18 protein-coding genes are annotated in these 22,188 nt (G+C 76.2%); 8 read left to right on the top strand and 10 right to left on the bottom strand.

Annotated features, from left to right (window positions below; all coding sequences use genetic code 11):
- Positions 1-59: 59 nt before the first annotated feature.
- Positions 60-599, bottom strand: a complete 540-nt coding sequence (locus ACFQ8T_RS02550; RefSeq protein WP_430545089.1) for a SprT-like domain-containing protein — start codon at positions 597-599, stop codon at positions 60-62.
- A 144-nt stretch (positions 600-743) separates the two neighbouring features.
- On the opposite strand from ACFQ8T_RS02550, the gene ACFQ8T_RS02545 reads away from it, so the two are divergent.
- Positions 744-1,829 carry a ThiF family adenylyltransferase gene (locus tag ACFQ8T_RS02545; protein WP_430544982.1) on the top strand — a complete coding sequence of 362 codons (1,086 nt, stop codon included), beginning with the start codon at positions 744-746 and terminating at the stop codon, positions 1,827-1,829.
- 130 nt (positions 1,830-1,959) lie between these two features.
- Here the strand turns inward: ACFQ8T_RS02545 and ACFQ8T_RS02540 are convergent, their stop codons facing one another.
- The 3 genes from ACFQ8T_RS02540 to ACFQ8T_RS02530 all read right to left on the bottom strand — a co-directional run bounded on the left by ACFQ8T_RS02540 (position 1,960) and on the right by ACFQ8T_RS02530 (position 5,491).
- Complete coding sequence (locus tag ACFQ8T_RS02540; RefSeq protein ID WP_429762635.1) at positions 1,960-2,331, bottom strand: WhiB family transcriptional regulator; 372 nt, start codon at positions 2,329-2,331, stop codon at positions 1,960-1,962.
- A gap of 360 nt (positions 2,332-2,691) precedes the next feature.
- Complete coding sequence (locus tag ACFQ8T_RS02535) at positions 2,692-3,345, bottom strand: hypothetical protein (RefSeq protein ID WP_430544981.1); 654 nt, start codon at positions 3,343-3,345, stop codon at positions 2,692-2,694.
- A 109-nt stretch (positions 3,346-3,454) separates the two neighbouring features.
- A complete protein-coding gene (locus tag ACFQ8T_RS02530) occupies positions 3,455-5,491 on the bottom strand; it encodes an ATP-dependent DNA helicase UvrD2 (RefSeq protein ID WP_430544980.1) in 2,037 nt (678 codons plus the stop codon).
- 73 nt (positions 5,492-5,564) lie between these two features.
- Between ACFQ8T_RS02530 and ACFQ8T_RS02525 the strand changes: the two genes are divergently transcribed.
- Positions 5,565-5,834 (top strand): mycoredoxin, encoded by a 270-nt coding sequence (locus tag ACFQ8T_RS02525; protein ID WP_429762638.1) that lies wholly within the window; start codon positions 5,565-5,567, stop codon positions 5,832-5,834.
- Between the two features lie 19 nt (positions 5,835-5,853).
- Here ACFQ8T_RS02525 and nudC read toward each other — a convergent pair whose 3' ends face one another.
- Entirely contained in the window at positions 5,854-6,855 is a 1,002-nt protein-coding gene (nudC, locus tag ACFQ8T_RS02520) for an NAD(+) diphosphatase (RefSeq protein WP_430544979.1), read from the bottom strand.
- Between the two features lie 119 nt (positions 6,856-6,974).
- Here nudC and ACFQ8T_RS02515 point away from each other — a divergent pair, with 119 nt between their 5' ends.
- From ACFQ8T_RS02515 to cynS, 3 genes are all read left to right on the top strand, one after another.
- Positions 6,975-7,898: a macrolide 2'-phosphotransferase gene (locus tag ACFQ8T_RS02515; RefSeq protein ID WP_429762640.1), complete on the top strand. Its 924-nt coding sequence runs from the start codon at positions 6,975-6,977 to the stop codon at positions 7,896-7,898.
- A 167-nt stretch (positions 7,899-8,065) separates the two neighbouring features.
- Positions 8,066-8,926: a formate/nitrite transporter family protein gene (locus tag ACFQ8T_RS02510; protein ID WP_429762641.1), complete on the top strand. Its 861-nt coding sequence runs from the start codon at positions 8,066-8,068 to the stop codon at positions 8,924-8,926.
- A gap of 52 nt (positions 8,927-8,978) precedes the next feature.
- On the top strand, positions 8,979-9,428 hold the full coding sequence (cynS, locus tag ACFQ8T_RS02505; RefSeq protein ID WP_430544978.1) for a cyanase: 450 nt from the start codon (positions 8,979-8,981) through the stop codon (positions 9,426-9,428).
- Between the two features lie 3 nt (positions 9,429-9,431).
- Here the strand turns inward: cynS and ACFQ8T_RS02500 are convergent, their stop codons facing one another.
- Positions 9,432-13,190 (bottom strand): UvrD-helicase domain-containing protein, encoded by a 3,759-nt coding sequence (locus ACFQ8T_RS02500; protein ID WP_430544977.1) that lies wholly within the window; start codon positions 13,188-13,190, stop codon positions 9,432-9,434.
- Positions 13,187-16,594, bottom strand: a complete 3,408-nt coding sequence (locus ACFQ8T_RS02495) for a PD-(D/E)XK nuclease family protein (protein ID WP_430544976.1) — start codon at positions 16,592-16,594, stop codon at positions 13,187-13,189. The genes ACFQ8T_RS02500 and ACFQ8T_RS02495 overlap by 4 nt, the downstream gene beginning before the upstream one ends.
- 250 nt (positions 16,595-16,844) lie before the next feature.
- On the opposite strand from ACFQ8T_RS02495, the gene ACFQ8T_RS02490 reads away from it, so the two are divergent.
- On the top strand, positions 16,845-17,069 hold the full coding sequence (locus ACFQ8T_RS02490) for a DUF3107 domain-containing protein (protein WP_430544975.1): 225 nt from the start codon (positions 16,845-16,847) through the stop codon (positions 17,067-17,069).
- Positions 17,070-17,089: 20 nt separating this feature from the next.
- Here the strand turns inward: ACFQ8T_RS02490 and ACFQ8T_RS02485 are convergent, their stop codons facing one another.
- Positions 17,090-17,779, bottom strand: a complete 690-nt coding sequence (locus tag ACFQ8T_RS02485) for a ferritin-like fold-containing protein (RefSeq protein ID WP_430544974.1) — start codon at positions 17,777-17,779, stop codon at positions 17,090-17,092.
- Between the two features lie 283 nt (positions 17,780-18,062).
- Between ACFQ8T_RS02485 and ACFQ8T_RS02480 the strand changes: the two genes are divergently transcribed.
- Both ACFQ8T_RS02480 and ACFQ8T_RS02475 read left to right on the top strand, forming a co-directional pair.
- Positions 18,063-19,748: a DEAD/DEAH box helicase gene (locus tag ACFQ8T_RS02480; protein ID WP_430544973.1), complete on the top strand. Its 1,686-nt coding sequence runs from the start codon at positions 18,063-18,065 to the stop codon at positions 19,746-19,748.
- A gap of 130 nt (positions 19,749-19,878) precedes the next feature.
- Complete coding sequence (locus tag ACFQ8T_RS02475; RefSeq protein ID WP_430544972.1) at positions 19,879-20,175, top strand: DUF1905 domain-containing protein; 297 nt, start codon at positions 19,879-19,881, stop codon at positions 20,173-20,175.
- 27 nt (positions 20,176-20,202) lie between these two features.
- On the opposite strand, the gene ACFQ8T_RS02470 is transcribed toward ACFQ8T_RS02475, so the two are convergent.
- Positions 20,203-21,390 (bottom strand): CynX/NimT family MFS transporter, encoded by a 1,188-nt coding sequence (locus tag ACFQ8T_RS02470; RefSeq protein ID WP_430544971.1) that lies wholly within the window; start codon positions 21,388-21,390, stop codon positions 20,203-20,205.
- On the bottom strand, positions 21,387-22,163 hold the full coding sequence (locus ACFQ8T_RS02465; RefSeq protein WP_430544970.1) for a FadR/GntR family transcriptional regulator: 777 nt from the start codon (positions 22,161-22,163) through the stop codon (positions 21,387-21,389). The genes ACFQ8T_RS02470 and ACFQ8T_RS02465 overlap by 4 nt, the downstream gene beginning before the upstream one ends.
- Positions 22,164-22,188 lie beyond the last annotated feature (25 nt).

Raw genomic sequence — 22,188 nt, 5'->3', positions numbered from 1 at the left:
GGCCCTCGCGCCGGGCTCGTTCCGAACGCTCGTTCCGACAGGCCCGACGTCCGGCAGTCTCAGCCGGCGGCGTCGCCTCCGGGGGGCCCGGGCTGCGCGCCGCCGTCGTCCTGGACGAAGGAGACGCCCTCGAGGAACCCGCGCGCGCGGTCGGTGCGCGGGTAGCCCTCGAGCAGCTGCCAGAAGGCGGGGCCGTGCCCCGCGTGCAGCAGGTGCGCCAGCTCGTGCAGCAGCACGTAGTCGAGCACCCACTCGGGCATCCCCTGCACGCGCGTGGAGATCCGGATCGAGCCGTCGACCAGCGTGCACGACCCCCAGCGCCGGCCCTGGTGGGGCGACCAGGACACGCTGGTCGGGTGGGCGCGACCGTCCAGGTACCGCTCGGAGAGCTCTTTGGCCCGCTCGACGAGCTCGGCGTCGGACGGGCGCCGACGACGCTCCTTGTCCTCGAGCCGCGCGAGCATCTTCGCCACCCACTCGCGCTCCTGGGCACGGGAGAAGCGCGCGGGAATGGCGACGACGGTGCGCTCGCCGTCGCGGTACGCGCTGACCGTGGCGGTCCGCCGGCGGCTGCGCCGGACCTCCACCGACGTCATCATCGTGTCGTGGGCCACGGCACGACGGTACCGGGGAATCGTGAACTCTGTGTGTCAGACCTCACGAACCGGGCGGCCTCGAGGCCCGAACGACGGGCCTGTGGACGACGCCCGGACGACCTCCGACGTGCGTGCCAGGGTGACCGCATGGCAGACGCCGACAGCCCGACCACCTCGGCGGGCACCCTCCTCACGCTGCGCCCGGCGACCCCGGTCCTCGACCACGGCGCCGGCGAGGTCCAGCTCGGGACCGACCCTCGCTGGAGCCTCGTCCTGTCCGGGCTGGACGACCACGAGGCGCGGTGGCTGCGCGACGCCGGCGCGCGGCGGCACCGCTCCCTGGCCCGCGGCGCGCGGCACTGGGGCGTGAGCCCCGAGCGCCAGGAGCAGATCGTGCGCGCGCTGGCCGACGGCGGGTTCCTCGTCCGCGCCACCCCGCACGGGCCGCCCGGGGCCGCGGACGCGGCGCCGGGCTGGACCCCGGACGCCACCGTGCTGGGCGCGCTGCGCCCCGACGGCGCGGGCACGGCCACGCTCGCCGTCCGCGGCGCCGGCGTCGTCGGGGTGCGCGGCCTCGGCCGGACCGGCACCGCGCTGGCCGGCCTCCTCGCGGATGCCGGTGTCGGCACGCTCGTGCTCGACGACCGCGACCCCGTCCAGGTGGGCGACCTGGGGCTCGGGGGCCACGCACCCGGCGACGTCGGTCGCCCGCGGGAGCAGTCCGCCGCCGCTCGGCTCGCGTCCGCGCACCCGCGGCTGCGCGTCGGCAGCGCGCTGCCGGTCACGCCGACCGGCGAGACCCGCCTGCCGGACGCCGTCGTGGTGGTGGAGGGGCACGCCGCGCGCCCGGAGCGCTACGAGCGGCTGCTCGGCGCCGGGGTCCCCCACCTCCCGGTGGTGGTGCGGGAGGCCGACGTCGTCGTCGGCCCGCTCGTGCTGCCGGGACGCTCGCCGTGCGTGGGGTGCTGCGACCGTCACGCCGCCGACGCTGACCGGCGCTGGCCGTTCGTCGCCGCGGACCTCGCGCTCCGCCCGGACGACGACGTCGCCCACGAGACCATGCTGGCGGCGACGGCCGCAGCGCTCGCGGCGGGGCAGGTGCTCGCGCTGCTCGACGGGGCGGCGCCCGCCGCCGTGGGGCGGAGCCTGGAGGTCGCGCTGCCCGAGGCCGTACCGCGGGTACGGGACGTCGCGCCGCACCCGGACTGCGGGTGCACCCGCCTGCCGGTATGAGGACAGGCCCCCGGCGAGACCGCGGAGAGCCGGCCGCACGTGGTGCGGGCGCGCTCCCCGGGGACTCGCCGGAGGCCTGTGATGGTTCCTGCCTGGTCAGCGCGCCGGGGGTCCCGGGCGCACTGCGCGGTCATGCTGCGACGGTCTCCGACTTCCGGGGCCGGCCGCGACCGCGCTTGCGGGCCACGACCTTGCCGTCGACGAAGACCTCACCACCCCAGACGCCCCAGGGCTCCTGCCGCTCGAGGGCACCGGCGAGGCAGCCTGCCTGCAGCGGGCAGCCACGGCACAGCGCCTTGGCCTCCTCGACCTGGGTGGTGTGCTCGGCGAACCAGAGCTCCGGGTCGTTGGTACGGCACGGCAGCAGCGCCGCGAACTGGCGGTCGAGCTCGGCCACCTCGGCCGGGCTCTGGGTGAGGGGTTGATGCGGGGTCCAGGGGCCGTTTCCGCCCTGGGGGATCGTGTCGAGCAGCCGCTCGTCCAACAGCTGTGCGAGACGCACGAGTTCCTCCGTCAGGTCCTGGGTGTTGATGTGAACGTCGGTGTTCAGGACCTGCGGGTGGACCTCTGGAGTCAGAGGTCCGGCTCGAACGACCTGGTGAGGTCTTCTTCCCTGAGCGGAAAGACGAAGGCCGCGGGTCCCGGGGGGACTCCGCGGCCTGGACCCGGTTCTAGACCGGATGTCTCCAGGAGGCGGAGTCGGGTGCGATGTGGAGATCGGCGTTGCCTGCTCCGAGCTTGCGCGCGCGGAACGGACGGACGGCGTCAAGCTCGCCACGGGCAGACGTGTACCCGGGCGCGCCGGCAGACGCGGTCGCCATCACGATCTGAGTCATCGTGTCCATCTTGTGCACCCACCTCCTCACTGCTCTCGGACCTCCGCCTCTCGGCAGACGCCACTCCGTCTGGGACTCTCCGAGCATAGACGGCCCCGCCCAGGCCGCCACATCTTTTTCGAGATTTTCTTCGACGAGTTTTTTCGGGCACCCGTTCGGGCCCCCGAGGACGTCGCCGCCTCCAGCGGGCCGACGACCTTCAGGTCGCCCAGGCAGCCCTCCACGGCGGCCGCGACGCCCGCGTCGTCCAGCCCGTCCGGGACCGCCCGGACCTGCAGCCCGCCGTCCCCGCGGCTGGCGTCGAAGCCCTCGTCGACGAGGCAGTCCACCTGGACCTGCTGCAGGTCCTGCACCTCGGCCTTGGTGATCAGCCCGTCCTCGAGGATCTCGGTCCCCCGGTCGGTCGTGACCCGTTCGAGCGCCTCGGTGAACCCCTCGGGCATCTCGTGCGCGCCATGACCCTCCGAGGTCCCCTGGGATCCGTGGTCGGCGTGGCCGCCGCCACGCGGGCCGCGGCCGTCAGCCGGCTCGCCGCCGCCGGCGGAGCAGGCCGCCAGCAGGACGCCCAGCACGACGCCGGCGCCCCCCGTCAGCGCCGTGCGGGCACGACGGCCGTCGGCACGGGCGCGCCGGGAACGGTGGGGCGGGAACGGTGCCGGGAACATCGGTGCCGGGACCATGGAGGACACCTCTCGTCGGGGACGGACTCCGACAATCTGGCAGCCCCGCGATCCGCCCACAAGACCTTTCGTCAGGTCCGCTCACAAATACGGGTTATGCCGTACGTACTCAGCCGACCTGCTCCGCCACGATGGCGAGGATCGTCTGCCCGTACCGGTCGATCTTCGCCGGGCCCACGCCGTTCACGCGCGCGAGCTGCGCCACCGACGTCGGCCTGAGCTCCGCGATGGCGGCAAGCGTGGAGTCGCCCAGCACCGTGAACGCCGGCTTGTCCGTCTCGCGGGCCACCGACAGCCGCCACTCGCGCAGCGCGTCGAACAGGGCGACGTCGTGCTCCCCCGTGAGCTGCTGGCGCGCCTGGCCGCGCACCGCCCGCCCCCGGCCGCGCCGGTCCGAGGGGTCGTCCGGCCACAGCCCGTCGAGGAAGCGGGTGCGCTTGCGCGTGGCCCGGCCGCCCGGGTTGCGGGACCGCGCGAACGACAGCTCCAGGTGCTCGCGGGCGCGGGTGATCCCCACGTACAGGAGGCGGCGCTCCTCGGCGACCGCCTCGTCCGTCTCGGCGAGCGAGATCGGCATGAGCCCCTCGCTCACCCCCGCGAGGAACACGGCGTCCCACTCGAGCCCCTTCGCCGCGTGCAGCGACGCCAGCGTGACGCCCTCGACGGTGGGCGCGTGCTGCGCCGAGGCCCGCTCCTCCAGCTCGCCGACGAGGGTGGCCATCGTGGCCGGCGCGTCCTGCGGGGCGGCGGCCGCGACGTCGTCGGCCAGCCCCACGAGCGCCTGCATCGCCTCCCACCGCTCGCGGGCGGCGCCCCGCGCGGCGGGCGGCTGCTCCGTCCAGCCGGCGGTGGTGAGCACGTCGCGCACCTGCTCCTGCATCGGCTGGTCCGGGTCGGCGGACCGGGCCGCGCCGCGGAGCAGAACGATCGCGTCGCGCACCTCCTTGCGCTGGAAGAACCGCTCGCCCCCGCGGACGAGATAGCTGATCCCGGCGTCCGCGAGCGCCGACTCGAACGCCGCCGACTGTGCGTTGGTGCGGTAGAGCACGGCGATCTCGCTGGGCCGCACGCCCGACGCGATGAGCCGGCCCGCGCGGGCCGCGATCCCCGTGGCCTCCGCGTCGTCGTCGTCGTAGGCCGTGAAGCTCGCGGGCGGGCCCGCCGGACGCTGCGCCACCAGCTCCAGCGCCCCGGGAACCCGGCCGCGGCGCAGCACCTGGTTCGCGAGGTGCACGACCTGCGGCGTGGAGCGGTAGTCGCGCACCAGCCGCACCACCTGGGCCTCGGAGTAGGTCCGCGTGAAGTCGAGCAGGTAGTGCGGCGTCGCGCCCGTGAAGGAGTAGATGGTCTGCGAGGGGTCGCCCACCACGCAGAGCTCCTTGCGGTCCCCGAGCCACTGGTCGAGCAGGAACTGCTGCAGGGGCGAGACGTCCTGGTACTCGTCGACGACGAAGTGGCGGTACTGCGAGCGCACCTCGTCGGCCACCTGCCGGTGGGAGTTCAGCATGTCGGCGAGCATGAGCAGGACGTCCTCGAAGTCGATGACGCCGCGCTCGGTCTTGACGTCCTCGTACGCCGTGATGAGGCGCGCGACCGTCTGGTGGTCGTAGCCCGACGGCGCGGGGCGGTCGTCGACGTGGGCCGCCTTCACGTAGTCCTCCGCCGTGACGAGCGACACCTTGGCCCACTCGACCTCGGAGGACAGGTCGCGCACGGCGACCCGGTCGACGCTGACGCCGACGCGGCGGGCGGCCTCGGCGACCGCGGGCGCCTTGTGCTCGAGGATCCGCGGCGGCGCGCCGCCCACGACGCGCGGCCAGAAGTAGCCGAGCTGGCGCAGCGCCGCCGCGTGGAACGTGCGCGCCTGCACGCCCACGACGCCCAGGTCGCGGAGCCGGGTGCGCATCTCCCCCGCCGCCCGGGCGGTGAACGTCACCGCGAGCACCGACGTCGGCTTGTAGGTGCCGTTCCGCACGCCGTAGGCGATGCGGTGCGTGATCGCGCGCGTCTTGCCCGTCCCCGCCCCCGCCAGCACGCACACCGGCCCGGTGAGGGCCAGCGCCACGTCGCGCTGCTCGGGGTCGAGGGCGTCGAGGATCGCGTCGGGATGAAGCGGGGCGCTCGGGGAGTTGGTGGTGGTCGACATCGTCTGCGATTCTCGCAGCCGTCGCCGACACCCCGCTCCCGTCGTCCCCAGCCGCCGTCACAGGAGGATCCCGATGACCGTCGTCACCCCGCAGCTCCCCGCCCCGGGCACCGTCACCATGTACTCGACCGCGTGGTGCGGGTACTGCCGACGGCTGCGCACCCAGCTCGACTCCGAGGGCATCGGGTACACGGTGGTCGACATCGAGGAGCAGCCGGGGACGGCGGAGTTCGTGGAGCAGGTCAACGACGGCAACCGCACCGTCCCGACCGTCGTCTTCCCCGACGGCACCGCCGCGACCAATCCGTCGCTGCTCGACGTGAAGGCGCGCCTGACCGCTTGACCCGCCGGCGGAGACCGCCTCAGCCGGGCAGCTCCTCCCCGTACCACTCCTCCACGAGGGCGCGGGCGATCGACGGCCGGCCCGGCAGGCCCACCTCGCCCGCGCGCACGCCCGCGACCAGCTCCTCGCGGGTGAACCAGCGCGCCGCGGTCACCTCCGCGCCGTCCACCTCGACGTCGGTCGCGACGGCCCGCGCCCGGAACCCGAGCATGAGCGACGCGGGGAACGGCCACGGCTGGCTGCCGCGGTAGACGACGTCGCCGGGCGCGTCGCCGATCACGACCGACGTCTCCTCGGCGACCTCCCGGCGCACCGCCTGCTCCAGACCCTCCCCCGGCTCCACGTAGCCGGCGAGCGTCGAGTAGCGACCCTCCGGCCAGTGCGCGGCGTGCCCCAGCAGCAGCCGGTCGGCGTCGTCGACGACCGCCATGATCACCGCCGGGTCGGTGCGGGGGTAGACCTCGACGTCCTGCGCCACGCAGCGGCGCACCCAGCCGGCCTGCTCGACGACGGTCGGCTCGCCGCACCGCGGACAGCGCTCGTGCGACGCGTGCCACGCGGCCAGGGCCACCGCCTCCGCGGCGAGCGCGTCGCCGCGCCGCCCGCCCACCTCGCGCAGCCCGGCCCACGCGTGCTCGCGTGCCAGCCGCGAGGCGGGCGCGGCCGGGGAGACGCCCTCGATCCCCACGGCATCGGCGTCCGCCTCGTCGGGCAGCACGAGGCCCAGCAGCCCCGCGCCGTCCTGCTCGCCGAGGAACAGCCAGCGGTGCCCGGGCACGTGCGCGTCGGGCCGGTCGGCCCGCTCGGGCTCGGCCGGGAGCCCGGTGACCGCCGCCACGTCGACGAGGAGCAGGTCGCCCGCGCCGTCGACGGCCACGCGGCCGCGCAGCACCAGGACGATCCGGGTGGCGGGGTCGTCCAGCAGCCGGGCCAGCAGCCCCGGCTCGGCGCGGCGCTCGGCCGCCCGGTCGTGGGTGGCGTGCGTGTAGGAGAGGTCGGGGATCGCGGAGGGGGCCGTCACGCCTCGACCGTACCTGCGGCGGTGCGCCCCGGGCGCACGGCGTGAGGACGGCGGGACGACGGCGGACACGCGCGCCGCGGTGCTCCCGGCCGGGCCCCGGCAGCGTCTACGGTGGGCGGGTGCCACGCAGTCCGCTCGCCCTCGCCGCCCTCGCGACGGCCGCCGTCCCGGGCCTGGACGCCCGCTCGGTCCGCCCCGAGGAGCTCCCGGGCGACTACGACGTCGCCGTCGTCACGGCCGACGACGGCGTCGACTGGCTCGTGCGCGCGCCCCGCACCACCATGGCCGGCGCCGCCCTCGAGGCCGAGACCGAGCTGCTCGAGGCGCTGCACCTGTACGTGGACGCGGGCGTGCTGCCCTTCACCGTGCCGCAGGTCGCCGGCTTCGCGCTGCTGCCCGAGGGCGGGCGCGCCGTGGTGCACCGACACGTGACGGGCACCGCGCTCGACCTCGAGGCCCTGCGGCCCGGACCCGGCCTCGCCGCCGACCTCGGCCGCACCCTCGCCGCGGTGCACGAACTCCCCGCGTCCGTCGTCGAGTCGTGCGGGCTGCCGTCGTACACCGCGGCCGAGTACCGCGAGCGCCGCCTGGTCGAGCTCGACGAGGCCGCCGCGACCGGCAAGGTGCCGCCCACGCTGCTGCGCCGCTGGGAGGCCGCCCTCGAGGACGTGGCCCTCTGGCGCTTCCAGCCCGTCGTCGTGCACGGGGACCTCGCCACCGACCAGATGCTCGTCACCGGCGGGCGGGTCACCGCCATCAGCGGCTGGTCCGACGCTCGCGTGGCCGACCCGGCCGACGACCTCGCCTGGCTGCTCGTCGCCGCCCCGCCGGACGCGGTCGACTCGATCATGGAGGCCTACCAGCTGCGCCGCACCGAGCTGCACGACGCGCGCCTCGTCGACCGTGCGCTCCTCGTGGGCGAGCTGGCGCTGGCCCGCTGGCTGCTGCACGGCGTCCGCCGCGGTCTGGGCGACGTCGTCGCCGACGCCGAGGCCATGCTGGCCGACCTCGACGAGGCCACCCGCGAGGACGCCCCCGCCTGACCGGCCTCACCGGCCCGCACGCGCCGGTGCGAGGTCGTGGAAACCGCGGCCTCACCACTTCGGGACGGGCCGAAACACGACCTCAACACCACGGCGACGTGGCCACAACCTGCGGCGACGAGACTCGGCGGCACACCAGCGCCTCCACTCCCGCCGAAGGGTCCGCCATGTCGTACGTGATGCCGCAGGACTTCGTCTCGCAGATGATCGCCACCGGCGAGAAGAAGCTGTTCATGTCCACCCGGGACACGCTCATCCGCTCGTTCATGGGCGGGGCCATCCTCGCCCTGGCCGCCGCGATGGCCGTGACCATCTCGACGAACACCGGGAACCCGCTGCTCGGGGCGGCCTTCTTCCCGATCGGCTTCATCATGCTCTACCTGATGGGCTTCGACCTGCTCACCGGCGTCTTCACGCTGGTGCCGTTCGCCGTCATCGCCCGCCGCCCGGGCGCCACCTGGGCCGGCATGTGGCGCAACTGGGGCCTCGTGTTCTGCGGCAACTTCGCCGGGGCGTTCACCGTGGCCGTGCTCATGGCGATCACCTTCACGTACGGGTTCTCCACGCCGCCCAACGAGATCGGGCAGGCTATCGGGCACATCGGCGAGGGGCGCACGGTCGGGTACGCCGACCACGGCGCGGCCGGGATGCTCACGCTGTTCGTGCGCGGCGTGCTGTGCAACTGGATGGTCTCCACCGGCGTCGTCGCGTTCCTCATGTCGAAGGACACGATCAGCAAGGCCGTCGTGATGTGGATGCCCGTGTTCCTGTTCTTCTACATGGGCTTCGAGCACTCCGTGGTGAACATGTTCCTGTTCCCCTCGGGCCTGCTGCTCGGCGGCGACTTCACCGTCATGGACTACCTGGTCTGGAACGAGATCCCGACCGTGCTCGGCAACCTCGTCGGCGGCCTGACGTTCGTCGGCCTGCCCCTGTACCTCACGCACTACCGCACCCGGCCCGAGCGCCGTCGTCCCGCGCCCGTCGAGACCGTCGCCGAGGAGCGCGTGGCCACGCCGGTCGGCTGAGCCGCCGCCCCACGCCGCCGTCAGACAGCACGCACCCGAACGAAGGACACCCGTGGACCCGATCATGACCAAGGCCGCCGCGGCCGAGCAGGTCGTCACCGCCCGCCTCCGCTCAGGCCTCACCTGGCAGGAGATCGCCGACACGGTCGGCGCCCCGGTCGTCTGGACGACGGCCGCCCTGCTCGGCAACCACCCGATGACGGCGGACCAGGCCTCCGCGGCGTGCGCGCTGCTCGGGCTGGGCGAGGACGTCGCCGAGGCGCTGCGGCTGCAGCCCTACCGCGTCCGCGACGAGGCCGTGCTCACCGACCCGACGATCTACCGCTTCACCGAGGCGCTGGCCGTGTACGGGCCGGCGCTCAAGGAGCTCATCCACGAGGAGTTCGGCGACGGGATCATGTCGGCGATCAACTTCCACGTGGACATCGCCCGGCGCGCCCACCCGGACGGCGACCGGGTGGTGGTGACCCTCGACGGGAAGTTCCTCGACTACCGCTGGTGAGCCCTACCGCTGGTGCGGCTCGCCCCGTACCAGCGCCTCCAGCTCGGCCTCGTCGAGCAGGCGCCGGGGGCGGACGGTCGTGCCGCTCGCGACGTAGACGAATGCGGCGGAGACCTTGTCGAGCGGCAGCCCGGTGTAGCGGGACCAGGCGAGCCGGTAGACGGCGAGCTGCACCTCACGGGCGGAGCGCACGCCCGCGTCGCGGGGTTCGTGCCCGGTCTTCCAGTCCACGACGACGACGGCCGGGGGCTCGCCCTCCGCGGGGGGCGGGGCGTCGTCGTCGGGGAAGACGGCGTCGATCCGGCTGCGCAGCATCACGCCGCCCACCGGCGTCTCGACGTCGACCTCGACCGCGAGCGGGGTGCGGGACGCCCACACGGACTCCGTGAAGCGCTGCCGCAGCGTCTCCAGGTCGACGTCGGGGGCGATCTCGCCGTCCTCGGCGCCCGGCAGGTGGTCCACGTCGACCAGGGACGACGACGTGAAGAACCGTTCGACCCACTCGTGGAAGTGCGTGCCGCGGCGGGCGTGCACGGTCGGCTCCTGCGGCACCGGCCGCCGCAGCTGGAGCGCGAAGCCGTCGCGGTCCCCGGCGAGCCGGACCAGTCCCGACGCCGACACGTGCGCCGGCAGCTCGACCTGCCGCGACCCCCGCTCCCCGCGCTCCGCGAGCAGCGTGCGGGCCAGCAGCACCAGGTCGCGCCCGGCCGCGTCGCGCAGCACGCCGGTCGCGGCGCCCTCGCCCTCGGCTCTCGCGAGGTCGGCGCGCGCCGCGTCAACCCGGGCCGCCGACGTCCGCAGGACGTCGCGCGGCGTCGGGCCTTCGGCGTCGCCGGGCCCGGGCGGGGCTCCGGCAGGGTCGGGCTCGGCGTCGTCCGCCGCTCCGTCCCCGGCGGCCTGCTCCGGAGCGGGCCAGGGCGCGGCGTGCTCCACGGCGTCGCGGGGGTTTCCCGTCGCCGGGTCGGGCTGGTCGGCCCAGCCGCCCGCGTCGACCACCCCGGCCTCGACGAGCTCCGCGAGGAACGGCGAGACGCGCCGCGGCGTGCTGCCCGTGCCCCACCAGTGCGCGGTGAGGAACAGCTCGCGGCGGGCACGCGTGAACGCGACGTAGGCGAGCCGCCGTTCCTCGGCGAGCCGGTGCGCGCCGCTGTCCGCGCGGAACTGGTCGCGCCGGGCGGCGAGGTCCTTGGTGTCGGCCGCCTCCGCCCAGGTGAACTCGGGCAGGTCGGGCGCGTCGCCGCGCAGGTGGTACGGCAGCGCGGAGACGTCGGTGAGCCAGCCGCTGTCCAGGCGACCCTGCGCCGACTCCGCCTGGCTCGGGAACACGCCGTCCACCAGCCCGGGCACCGCCACCACGTCCCACTCCAGCCCCTTCGCGGCGTGCGCGGTGATGACCTGCACGGCGTCGGGGTCGGGCTCGCGGACCGGCATGTCGAGCCCGCGCTCCTGGTCGCCGGCGACGCCGAGCCACGCGAGGAACGCGCCGAGCGTCGCGACGTCGGCCGACTGCGCGAAGCTCGCGGCGACGTCGCGGAACGCGTCGAGGTGCTCGCGCCCGCGCAGGCTCACGCCCGCGGCGGCCCCTCCACCCCCGGGGCCGGTCGCCGGGGTGAGCGTCTCCGCGAGCACCTGCGCCGTGGCGACCTCGACGTCGAGCCCGAGCGCGCGCTCGGCCGCCACCACCAGCTCGGGCAGCGAGAGGTAGGTGAGGCCCCGCAGCTCGCGCAGCAGCCGGGCGAGGGCGGCCAGCCGGCCGTGGCCCGCGGCGGACAGGACGCGGCCGTCGCGGGCGGGGCGGCCCGGCGCCGGCAGGTCGTCGAGCGCGTCGACGATCGAGCGGTGGTCCACGACGTCGCCCTCGACGACGACGGGGGCGTCGTCGTCCTCCCCCTCCGGATCCCCGTCCCGTGCCGCGGCGTGGTCGTCCGGCCGTGCGCCGTCGGCGCGGGCCAGGTCCGACGCCCACGAGCCGAGGGCGTGCAGGTCCGCGGCGCCGAGGTTGACCCGCGGCCCGGTGAGGAGCCGCAGCAGCGAGTCGCCCCGCGACGGGTCGTGCACGGCCTCGAGCAGCGCGACGACGTCCACCACCTCCGGCGTGGACAGCAGCCCGCCCAGGCCCACGACCTCGACCGGCAGCCCGCGGCGCCGCAGAGCGACCTCGACCGCCGCGAACTGCGACCGCGCCCGGCACAGCACAGCGGCCGTCACCCGGTCGGAGCCGTCCCGGCGGGTCGCGCGGCGCCAGCGCGCCGCGACGAACTCCGCCGCCGCCTCCGCCTCCTCCTCGCTCGTGGCGGCGACGTGCGCGCGCACGACGCCCGTCCCCGCGCCGGGCCGCAGGTCGAGCGGCGGGACGTCGACGCCCGTGCCGGTGTGCCGCGCGCGCTCGCGCAGCGGCGCCGCGGCGACGTTCGCGGCCGCGAGCACGGCCGCGTCGTTGCGCCACGACGTGCTCAGGTAGCGCACGGCGGCCGGCGCTCCCCCGCGCGTGCGGAACCGCTCGCCGAACCGGGCCAGCCCTGACGCCGAGGCGCCCCGCCAGCCGTAGATCGACTGGTGCGGGTCGCCCACCGCGGTCACGGCGTGCCCGCCGCCGAACAGCCCGGCGAGCAGCTCGACCTGGGCGTACGACGTGTCCTGGTACTCGTCGAGCAGCACCACCGGGAAGCGGGAGCGCTCCGTGGCCCCGACCGCCGGCACCGACCGCGCCAGCTCGGCCGCGAACGCGATCTGGTCGCCGAAGTCCAGCGAGTCCGCGACGCGCTTGCGACGCCGGTACTCCGCGACGAGGTCGAGCAGGCGGGCGCGTTCCGCCACCGAGTCGATCAGCCCCTGGATCTCCTTGGTCCGCTTCTTCTGCCGTGGGCCGAGCGGCAGCGCGTCCAGACGGGCGACGACGTCGGTCAGCGCGTCGCGCACCTCGTCCACGGGCAGCAGGTGCTCGCCGAGCTCGCCCGACAGCGCCAGGACGGCGCCGGTGACGGTGCTCACCGCCTTGTCGGTGCCGAGGTCGTCGGCCCACGACTCCACGACCTGTGCCGCGAGCTGCCACTGGTTCGCCTCGCCCAGCAGGCGCGAGCCCGGCTCGATGCCGAGCCGCAGCCCGTGGTCGGACACCAGCGACGCCGCGTACGCGTTGTAGGTCGCGACGGTCGGCCGCGCGAGCAGGTCGAGCCCCGACGTCGCTCGGCCCTGCGCGCGGGCGAGCTGCGCGAGACGGGACTGCACCCGCTGGGTGAGCTCGGCCGCCGCCTTGCGCGTGAACGTCAGCCCGAGCACCTCCTCGGGCGCCACGAGCTCGTTCGCGATGAGCCACACCACGCGCGCCGCCATCGTCTCCGTCTTGCCCGACCCGGCCCCGGCGACGACGAGCACCGGCTCCAGCGGCGCCTCGATGACGGCGACCTGCTCGTCCGTGGGCGAGGGCCGCCCGAGCAGCTCGGCGATCTCGCGGGCGGACAGCCGCGGCTCCGCGGGGGCGCGGCGCCCGGCCGTCCCGGCGCCGTCGTCGGCCGTCGAGCCGGCGACCAGCGAGCCGCCGAGCAGCGCGGCGTCGTCGAACAGCACCGCGTCCGGCGACGCGGGGCCGACGCCGGCGAGCTCCGGGAACCCGAGGTCGGCCTCGCGGCCCGGCTCGCCCAGCGCGGCCCACGTCTCGTCCGCGAACGCCCCGGCGAGGTCGTCGCGGCCGTCGCGGGGGCGGTCGTCCCGCGGGTCGGACGCGGCAGCGCCGTCGGTGCCGGTGGTGCCGTCGCCGGTCACTCGATCACGTTCCTTCCCTCGGGCTGCACGGGGCACGACCGGCGCACGGGGCACATGGGGCACAGGTCGTTCTCGTGCGCGGTGAAGCGGCCCGCCGCCATCGTGTCGGCGGCGCTCTCCACGAGGGCCCGCGCCCAGCTCGACCCGTCCTCGCCGACCTGGAGCGCGGGCTGGTCGCGCAGCGTCGGCGCCACGGTCGGCGTCCCCACGTACACGAGCCGCGCCCCCGCGCTGGGCGTGCCGGGCGGCAGGTCGAGCGCGCCCTCGGACACCGCGAGCTGGTACGCCCCGAGCTGCGGGTGCTCGGTGGCCTTCGCGCGGGCGGGCGCGCTGCGGCCGGTCTTGAGGTCGGCCACCGTCACGCCGTCGTCGCCCGCGTCCTCGACGCGGTCGATCTTGCCGCGCAGGCGAGCCCGCCCCACGGTGAGCTCGAAGGCCGGCTCCACCAGCAGCGGGTCGCCCGCCTCGCCGTAGTAGGCGGCGAGGCGCTCGATCATCTGCTCGGCGCGGTTCCGCAGCTGGCGCGACGGCCAGCCGTCGGGCAGCGCGAGCTCCGGCCAGCGCCGGTCCAGCTCGGCGCGCAGCTCGCTGAGCGACGCCTTCGGCAGGTCCTCCGCGATCGCGTGGACCAGCGTGCCGAGCGTCTGGTGCGTGGCGTCGGGTGCCGTGGCCCCCGCCGACTCGAACGCCCACTTCAGCGCGCACGTGCTCACCGTCTCCACCTTGGACGGCGAGACCGTCACGACGTCTTCCGGCCCCCACAGCGGCGCGTCGCTGGAGGTCGCGGCCACGCCGTACCAGGTGCGCGGGTCGGCCTCGGCGATCCCCGCGTCCACCAGGTCGGCGAGCAGCGCGGCGGCCACGTCGACCGGTCCGTCGTCGTCGGCGCGGCCGCCCGCACGGACGAGCGTCGCGCGCGCCTCGGCCACCACGCCGCGCAGGTCGAGCGGCGGGCCCACGGTCACGCGGCGCGGGTCGGGCCCCTCGGCGCCCGCCCGGTCGCCGTCGGGCGGCTCGACCAGGTCGAGGAACACCGACGGCGCGTCCTCGGCGTCCTCGACCGCCGTCACGACCAGCCGGCGCCGCGCCCGCGACGTCGCGACCGCGAACGCCCGCAGCTCGTCCGCGAGCACCTGGCGGCGGGCCTCCGGGCCCATGCCGTGCGCGTCGTCGGAGCGCCCGGCGAGCAGCTCCACGAGCGCCTGCGAGCCGAGGAGCGAGTCGCGCAGCCGCAGGTCCGGCCACACGCCGTCCTGCACGCCCACGACCACGACGACGTCCCACTCGCGCCCCGCCGCGCCCGCGGGGGTGAGCGCCTCGACGGCGTGCGCGCCCACCGCGGACGCCGCGAGCGAGTCGGCGGGCAGGTCCTGCGACGCGAGGTAGTCGACGAACGCGGCGACGGGGGCGCCGGGCATGCGGTCCACGTACGTCTCGGCGGCGCGGAACAGGGCCAGGACGGCGTCCAGGTCGCGGTCCGCGCGCGCCCCGGCGGGGCCGCCCGCCAGCGCCTGGTCGCGCCACCGGTCCGCGAGCCCGGTGGCCGCCCACACCGCCCACAGCACGGTCTGCGCGGTGGCGCCCGGCTCGCTCGCCGCCGCCCGGCCCGAGGCCAGCACCCGCGCGACGGCGAGGGGGCCGCGCCGCACCGGCGTCGGCAGCGTCTCCGCGCGCGCCGGGTCGTCCAGCACCTCGACCAGCAGCGCGTCCGACGACCGTCCGCCGCCGCCCGACAGCTCCTCCGCCCGCAGCGCACGCCGCAGGCGGCGCAGCGCCACCGCGTCGAGCCCGCCCACCGGGGACGTCAGCAGCAGCGCCGCCGTCTCGGCGTCGAGGGCGGAGCCCACGCCGGGCTCCCCGAGCTCCTCCGCGAGCAGCCGGTCCACGCCGCCGCCGGCCGCGCACACGCGCAGCGCCGCCAGGAGGGGCGACGCCGCCGGCTCGTCGCGCAGGGGCAGGTCCGAGCCGAGCAGCGCCACCGGCACCGACGCCGCGACCAGGTCGCGCCGCAGCGAGGCCAGCCGGTCGCCGCTGCGCGCCACGACCGCCATCCGCTCCCACGGCGTGCCGTGCAGCAGGTGCTCCGCGCGCAGCTCGCGCGCCACGAACGCGGCCTCCTGCGCCGGCCCGGCCAGCACCGCGACCTGCACGCCCGACGGCCCCTCCGGCGCGGGTCCGTCCCCCGCGCCGGGCGACGCCGCAGCCCCCGACCCGTCCTCGCCGTCCGCCCCCGACCCGTCCTCGCCGTCCGCGCCCGGGCCGCCGTCGTCGTCGCCCACCGGACCGGCGTCGGGCCACGGGACGGCGCCGCGGTGCAGGGCGCCGGAGACGGTCGCGATGCGCGACGTCACGGCCCGCGTCACCGCCCGCAGCCCCTCCGGCTGCCGCCACGCGGTGCCCAGCACCACGGTGCGCGCGTCGAACGCCCCCACGACGCCGACGCGCGCGGGCGCGGCGGCACGCCCCACCAGACCCGGGGACGCGCCGCGGAAGCCCTGCACCGCGGAGTCCGGGTCCGCCAGGAGCACGAGCCGGGCCCCGGCGTCGTGCAGCACGTGCAGCAGCCGCGCCGTGGCGACGGTCGCCTCCTGGTAGTCGTCCACGACGACGAGGTCCCAGGACGGGCGCGGCACGTCCGGCAGCTCGTCGTCCCAGCCCGCGAGGGCGTGCGCCGCCTCGTCGATCACGCCCGCCGGGTCGTACCGGGCGCCCGCGTCAGGGGTGCCGAGGCGCAGCGTCGTGACGTCCAGGTACTCCTCGTAGAGCTGCGCGGCGAGCACCCACTCGGGGCGGTCGTGCCGGCGGCCCAGCTCGTCGAGGTCCACCGGGCCGAGCCCGCGCTCCGCGGCGCGCATGAGCAGGTCGCGCAGCTCCTGCCGCAGCCCGCGCAGGCCGAGCGACTCCTCGGGCAGCCCCGGCGGCAGCGCGAGGTCGGTCCCCTCCCCGGACAGGTGCCCCTCGAGCAGCTCGGCCAGCACCAGGTCCTGCTCCGGCCCGGAGACGAGCGTCGGCGCGGCGTCACCGTGCGCCGCCGCCCGCGACCGCAGCACCGCGAACGCCGCCGACGCGGGCGTGCGCACCATCGGGGCACCGACCGTGCGGCCCGCGCGCGCGGTCACCTCGTCGCGCAGCCGTGCGGCCGACCGGCGCGACGCCGCGAGCACCAGCACGCGCGACGGGTCGACGCCGCGCACTCCGTCGCGGCCCGTCATGGCCCGCACCGCCACCGTCGTCGCGACCGTCGTCCGACCCGTGCCCGGCGCCCCGACCACGAGCGTGACGTCGCCGCCGAGCGCCGTCTCCACGGCCGCCTCCTGCGTGGCGTCCAGCGCGCCGCCGGCGCTCGCGACGGCGGCGGGCTCCGGCGCCACGAGGCGCACGGCGGTGGAGGGGGCTGACGTCACGGGACCGATTCGACCATGCCCCACCGACAGCCCCACCGACCGCCCCACCGACCGCTCGCCCGACCCGACCGCCCCGCCCGCGCGACGAGCAGTTTCACCCTCCGCTGACAAACGCCGTCCGGGCCGGTCGTGGCGCGCGGCCGTGGCTAGGATCGACGAGACGTCCGGGATGACCGGGAACGACGGACGGCCGGAAGACGGCCGACAGACGCGCGCCGGCACGACCGGCGCGGCTCGCGAAGGAGACAACGTGGAGATCACGATCGGTGTGCAGAACCTGGCCCGCGAGCTGGTCGTCGAGACCGACCAGACGGCGGAGGACGTGACCACCGCGGTGCGCAGCGCGATCGCCGACGGGGGGCTCCTGGAGCTCACCGACTCGCGGGGGCGCACCATCCTCGTGCCGACCGCCACGATCGGCTACGTCGAGGTGGGCGCCACCGAGCAGGCCCGGGTGGGCTTCGGCGCCCTCTGACGGCGCGGCGCCGGTCGGCGTCAGGCGGCGAGGCCGAGCCGGTCCATCCTGCGCGTGTGCTCGGCGGTGAGCCGCGAGACGAGCCACGCCTGCGCGGACGCGCCGCCGTCGTCGGCGGCCGCCCACGCGCGAGAGGCCAGCGCGGCCAGCGGCGGGTGCGCCGCGAGCAGCACCGGGACGAGGCCCAGCGCCTCGCCGACGACGCGGCGCCCCCACAGCGCCAGGCGCGAGGCGAGCACACCGTCCGCCGCGGCGGCCCCCGCCAGCACGGCGGTCACGGGGTCGTCGGGGCGGGGCTCGCCGACGGCGGCCACGAAGGCCGCCGCGCCGTCGGGCAGGCCCGCGGCGAGCTCCCGGCACAGGTCCTGCGCGACGCCGAGCCCCACGATGCTCTTGAGCAGGCCCTCGGCCCAGCCCGACGGCGTCGTGCGGGCGTCGAAGTCGGCCAGCGCACCGTCGAACGGGGCCATCGCCGCGGCCGCGCCGCCGCCCCACGAGCCGTCGGGCTCCGGGGCGTCGACGAGATCGAGCAGCCGCTCCTGCCGGCCCAGCGCCTCCCCCGCCGCCGTCGCCAGCGTCTGGCGGGCGGGCAGGTCGGGGGCGTCCACCGACCGGGCCGCGAGCAGCCCGAACGCGGCCAGCTCCGTGTAGGCCGCGAGCCCGACCAGCGTCGTCAGGGCGGGGTCCGGGGTGCTCTGCTGCTCGCTCACGCGCCTCAGGATAGAGGCGACCGGCCACGTCACACCCTGATCCGGCACCCGTCGCGTACCATGGGCATGTACTTCGGTTGCCCGGTCGTCACGCCATGGGTCTCAATCCACTGACTCGACCGCAGCGGCCCGGCGGGATCCCTGCCGAGCCTGAGCGACGTTCTTCCGCGATCGGCTGCCGACCACCTCGGCGCTCCTTGCGACCCGAACACGGCCCGTCGCCGGATCTCCGGCCCGATCGGGAGCCCGGTTCGCGCGCGCCGACGAGCAGACGAAGGTACCCGTGACCACGACCGAACCCGCCGCCACCGCGGCCCCCACGGCGCCCGCCACCGGCGAGCCCGACTACTCCACCCCCGCCGCCATCCAGGCGCAGGACGTCTCCTTCGCGGACTTCGGGGTGCGCCCCGAGATCGTCGAGGCCCTGCGCGAGTCCGGCATCACCCACCCGTTCCCCATCCAGGCGATGACGCTGCCGGTGGCCCTGCAGGGTCACGACATCATCGGCCAGGCCAAGACCGGTACGGGCAAGACCCTCGGCTTCGGCGTGCCCCTGCTGCACCGGGTCGTCGCGCCCGGCGAGGCCGGGTACGACGAGCTGCCCGCCCCCGGCAAGCCGCAGGCGATCGTCGTCGCGCCGACCCGCGAGCTCGCGGTGCAGGTCGCGAACGACCTCGCCACCGCCTCGAAGAAGCGCTCCGTGCGGATCGCGCAGATCTACGGCGGGCGCGCGTACGAGCCGCAGATCGAGATGCTCAACAGCGGCGTGGAGGTCGTCGTCGGCACGCCGGGCCGCATGGTCGACCTGCTCAACCAGGGCCACCTCAACCTCACCCGCGCGGCCACGGTCGTGCTGGACGAGGCCGACGAGATGCTCGACCTGGGCTTCCTGCCCGACGTCGAGAAGATCCTCGCCCGCACGCCCGCGGTGCGGCACACCATGCTGTTCAGCGCGACGATGCCCGGCCCGGTCGTCTCGATGGCCCGCCGCTACATGTCGCAGCCCACGCACATCCGCGCGGCCGAGCCGGACGACGACGGCGCGACCGTGAAGAACACGCGCCAGGTCGTCTACCGCGCGCACGCGCTGGACAAGGTCGAGGTGCTCGCCCGCCTGCTGCAGGCCGAGGGCCGCGGCCGGACCATCGTGTTCGCCCGGACCAAGCGCACCGCGGCGAAGGTGTCCGACGAGCTGCGCGACCGCGGCTTCGCGGCCGGCGCCATCCACGGCGACCTCGGCCAGGGCGCGCGCGAGCAGGCCCTGCGCGCGTTCCGGCACGGCCACATCGACGTCCTCGTCGCGACGGACGTCGCGGCGCGCGGCATCGACGTCGACGACGTCACGCACGTCGTCAACTACCAGTGCCCCGAGGACGAGCGCACCTACCTGCACCGCATCGGCCGCACCGGCCGCGCGGGCAAGCAGGGCACCGCGGTGACGTTCGTCGACTGGGACGACGTGCCCCGGTGGCAGCTCATCGACCGCACGCTGAACCTCGGGTTCCCGGAGCCGGTCGAGACGTACTCGAGCTCGCCGCACCTCTTCTCCGACCTGGGCATCCCCGAGGGCACCAAGGGCCGCCTGCCGAAGAGCAAGCAGCAGCTGGGCGGCCTGGAGGCCGAAGAGCTCGAGGACCTCGGCGAGACGGGCAAGCGCACCAGCTCCTCCGGCGGCCAGCGCGACGGCCACCGCGGCGGCCGTGACGGCGGTCGTGACGGTCGTCGCGACGGCGGCTCGCGCGGCGGTCGTGGCGGCTCCCGCTCCGGCCAGGGCTCGGGCTCGGGCTCGCGCTCCGGGCAGGGCTCGGCGGACGGCGCGGGCGAGCGCTCCGAGGCGGCGGCGTCCGGTGCGGGCGAGCAGCGCGACGGCGAGCAGCGCCGTCGTCGCAGCCGCAACCGCCGTCGCACCCGCGGCGGCCGCCCGGTCGAGGGCGGGTCCTCCGCCCCGCAGGCCCCGTCTGAGGGCTGACCCTCCCGCCACTGCCCCCGGCGCGCGTCGAGCGTGCTGACTTGCTCCTCACACCCGTCGTCGGAGGAGCAAGTCAGCACGCTCGATGCATGTCCGGGGCATGTCCGGGGCGGGTCGTAGCGTGGCCGGCATGCGCCTGACGTTCTCCGCCTCGCTGTGGCAGTGGCAGGTCCGCACGGACTCGTGGTGGTTCGTCACGGTGCCGCCGGAGGAGTCCGACACCCTGGCCGACCTTCCCCTGCCGCCGCGCGGCTTCGGATCGATCAAGGTCACCGTCACCGTCGGCGCCACGACCTGGTCGACGTCGGTGTTCCCCAGTGACGAGCAGCGGGGCTACGTGCTGCCGATGAAGAAGGCGGTACGCGTGGCCGAGGGCCTCGGGCCGGGCGCGACCGTGCGCGTCACGCTCGAGCCCGTGGGCCTCTGAGAGCTCTTGCCTCTGGGAAAGAGAGGTTCAGCGGACGATCTCGTCCCGCCCGGCGAACCAGGCCGCGACGCCCTGGACGAGCGACGCCGCGACGAGCAGCACCAGCGGCGCGGTCCACGAGCCGGTGGCGTCGTGCGCGACGCCGAGGCCGAGCGGGCCGCAGGCGGCCAGCACGTAGCCCGCACTCTGCGCCATGCCCGACAGCTCGGACGTGCGCGCGGCGTTCTCGGTGCGCAGGGCCATGAGGGTCAGCGCCAGGCTGATGCCGCCGCCCTGGCCGAGGCCGAGCAGCACGACCCACAGCACGGCGGCGTCGGGCGCGAGGATCAGGCCGACCAGGCCGGTGGTGATGAGCGCGACGATGACGACGCCGATCCCCCGCTGCCGCCGCATGCGGCCCGCGAGCACGGGCGTGACGAACGAGCCGACGATGCCGAGCAGGTTGGTCAGCGCGAGCAGCCAGCCCCCCACCGCGACGCTCCGGCCCGCGGCGACGAAGATCTCCGGCAGCCACGCGTTCACGGCGTAGAACGACAGCGACTGCGTGCCCATGAGCACGGTGACCGCCCAGGCCAGCGGGCTGCGCCACACCGACCGCACGGCGTCGGCGGGGGTGGCGCCCGGGGGCCGGAGGGTGGCGACCACGCCGGTCGAGCGCAGCGCGTGCGGCGCCCAGACGACGGCGCCGACCACGGCGAGCAGCCCCCACGACGCGAGCGCGGCGCGCCAGTCCATGCCGGTGGCCGTGGCGATCGGCACCGTGAGGCCGGCGGCGAGCGCCGCGCCGCCCGACAGGGCCATGGAGTACAACCCGGTCATCAGGCCGACCCGGTCGGCGAAGTCGCGCTTGATCAGGGCGGGCAGCAGCACGTTGCCGAGCCCGATCGCGGAGCCCACGGCGAGCGTGCCCACCAGCAGCGGGGCGATCCCGGGCACGAGCCGCAGCGCGAAGCCGAGGCACAGCAGCACGAGGCTGCCGAACAGGGCGCGCTCCAGGCCGACCCGGCGCGCCAGCCCGGGCGCCACGGGGGCGAGGAGCCCGAAGCAGAGGACGGGCAGCGTCGTGAGGACGCCGCCGGCGGTGGCGCTGAGCCCTTCCTCCGCGAGGATCTCGCCCAGCAGGGGCGAGACGGCGACGACGCCGGGGCGGAGGTTGAGCGCAGCGAGGACGATGGCGACGACGGCCCCCGCTCCGAGCGGGCGGCGGAGGCTCACGCGTCCACCTCCGCCGTCGTGCCGGACGCCGGCCCCGTCGTGGCGTCCGCCTGGGCGACGAGGTGGGCGTGGACGGCGGCCATCGTGGCCTCGACCGCGCGCTCGGCGGCGTCGGGGTCCCCGGCGGCGACGGCGTCGACGACCTCGCGGTGGCCGGGCACGTCGCGGTGGTGCCGGCCGTGCGCGTCGGTGGCGAGGGTGCGGACGAGCACGTGGTCGATGCCGTCGTAGAGCTCGGCGAGCAGGGTGTTCCCGGCGGAGCGCACCAGCTCGGCGTGGAAGGCGACGTCGGCGACCCGGAAGTCGTCCTCGCCGCCCTCGCGGGCGGCGGCCTCCTGCCGGTCGAGCGCCGTCCGCAGCGCGGCGAGGGCGCCGTCGTCGTGCCCGCCCGCGGCGACCCGGCCGGCGGCGACCCGCGCGGCCCCGCGCTCGAGGACGGCGCGCACCTCGAGCACCTGCAGCGCGTCGGAGGTGCGCGCGCGGCGCCCGATGGCGGCGTCCAGGCCGCTGGCGGCGCGCACGTAGGTGCCGTCGCCGCGCCGCGGCTCGAGGATGCCCGCGTGCTCCAGCGCACGCACGGCCTCGCGCACGGTGTTGCGCCCGACGCCGAGCTGGGTGACGAGCTCGGGCTCGGCGGGGATGCGGGACCCGACGGGCCACTCCCCCCGCTCGACGAGGTCGGTCAGGTGCTCGACGACGAGCTCGGAGACCTTGCGGGGCGGGGAGATCGGCGACGTCATGGGCGCGGCCGGGGGCACGACGGGATCGGACACCGAAAGACCCTAACATCCCATGTTT

This window comes from Isoptericola sp. NPDC056618, from assembly GCF_042792715.1.
GTDB lineage: Bacteria > Actinomycetota > Actinomycetes > Actinomycetales > Cellulomonadaceae > Isoptericola > Isoptericola nanjingensis.
Note: the sequence above shows the minus strand (reverse complement) of the source record. Positions and strands in the feature narration are given on the sequence as shown.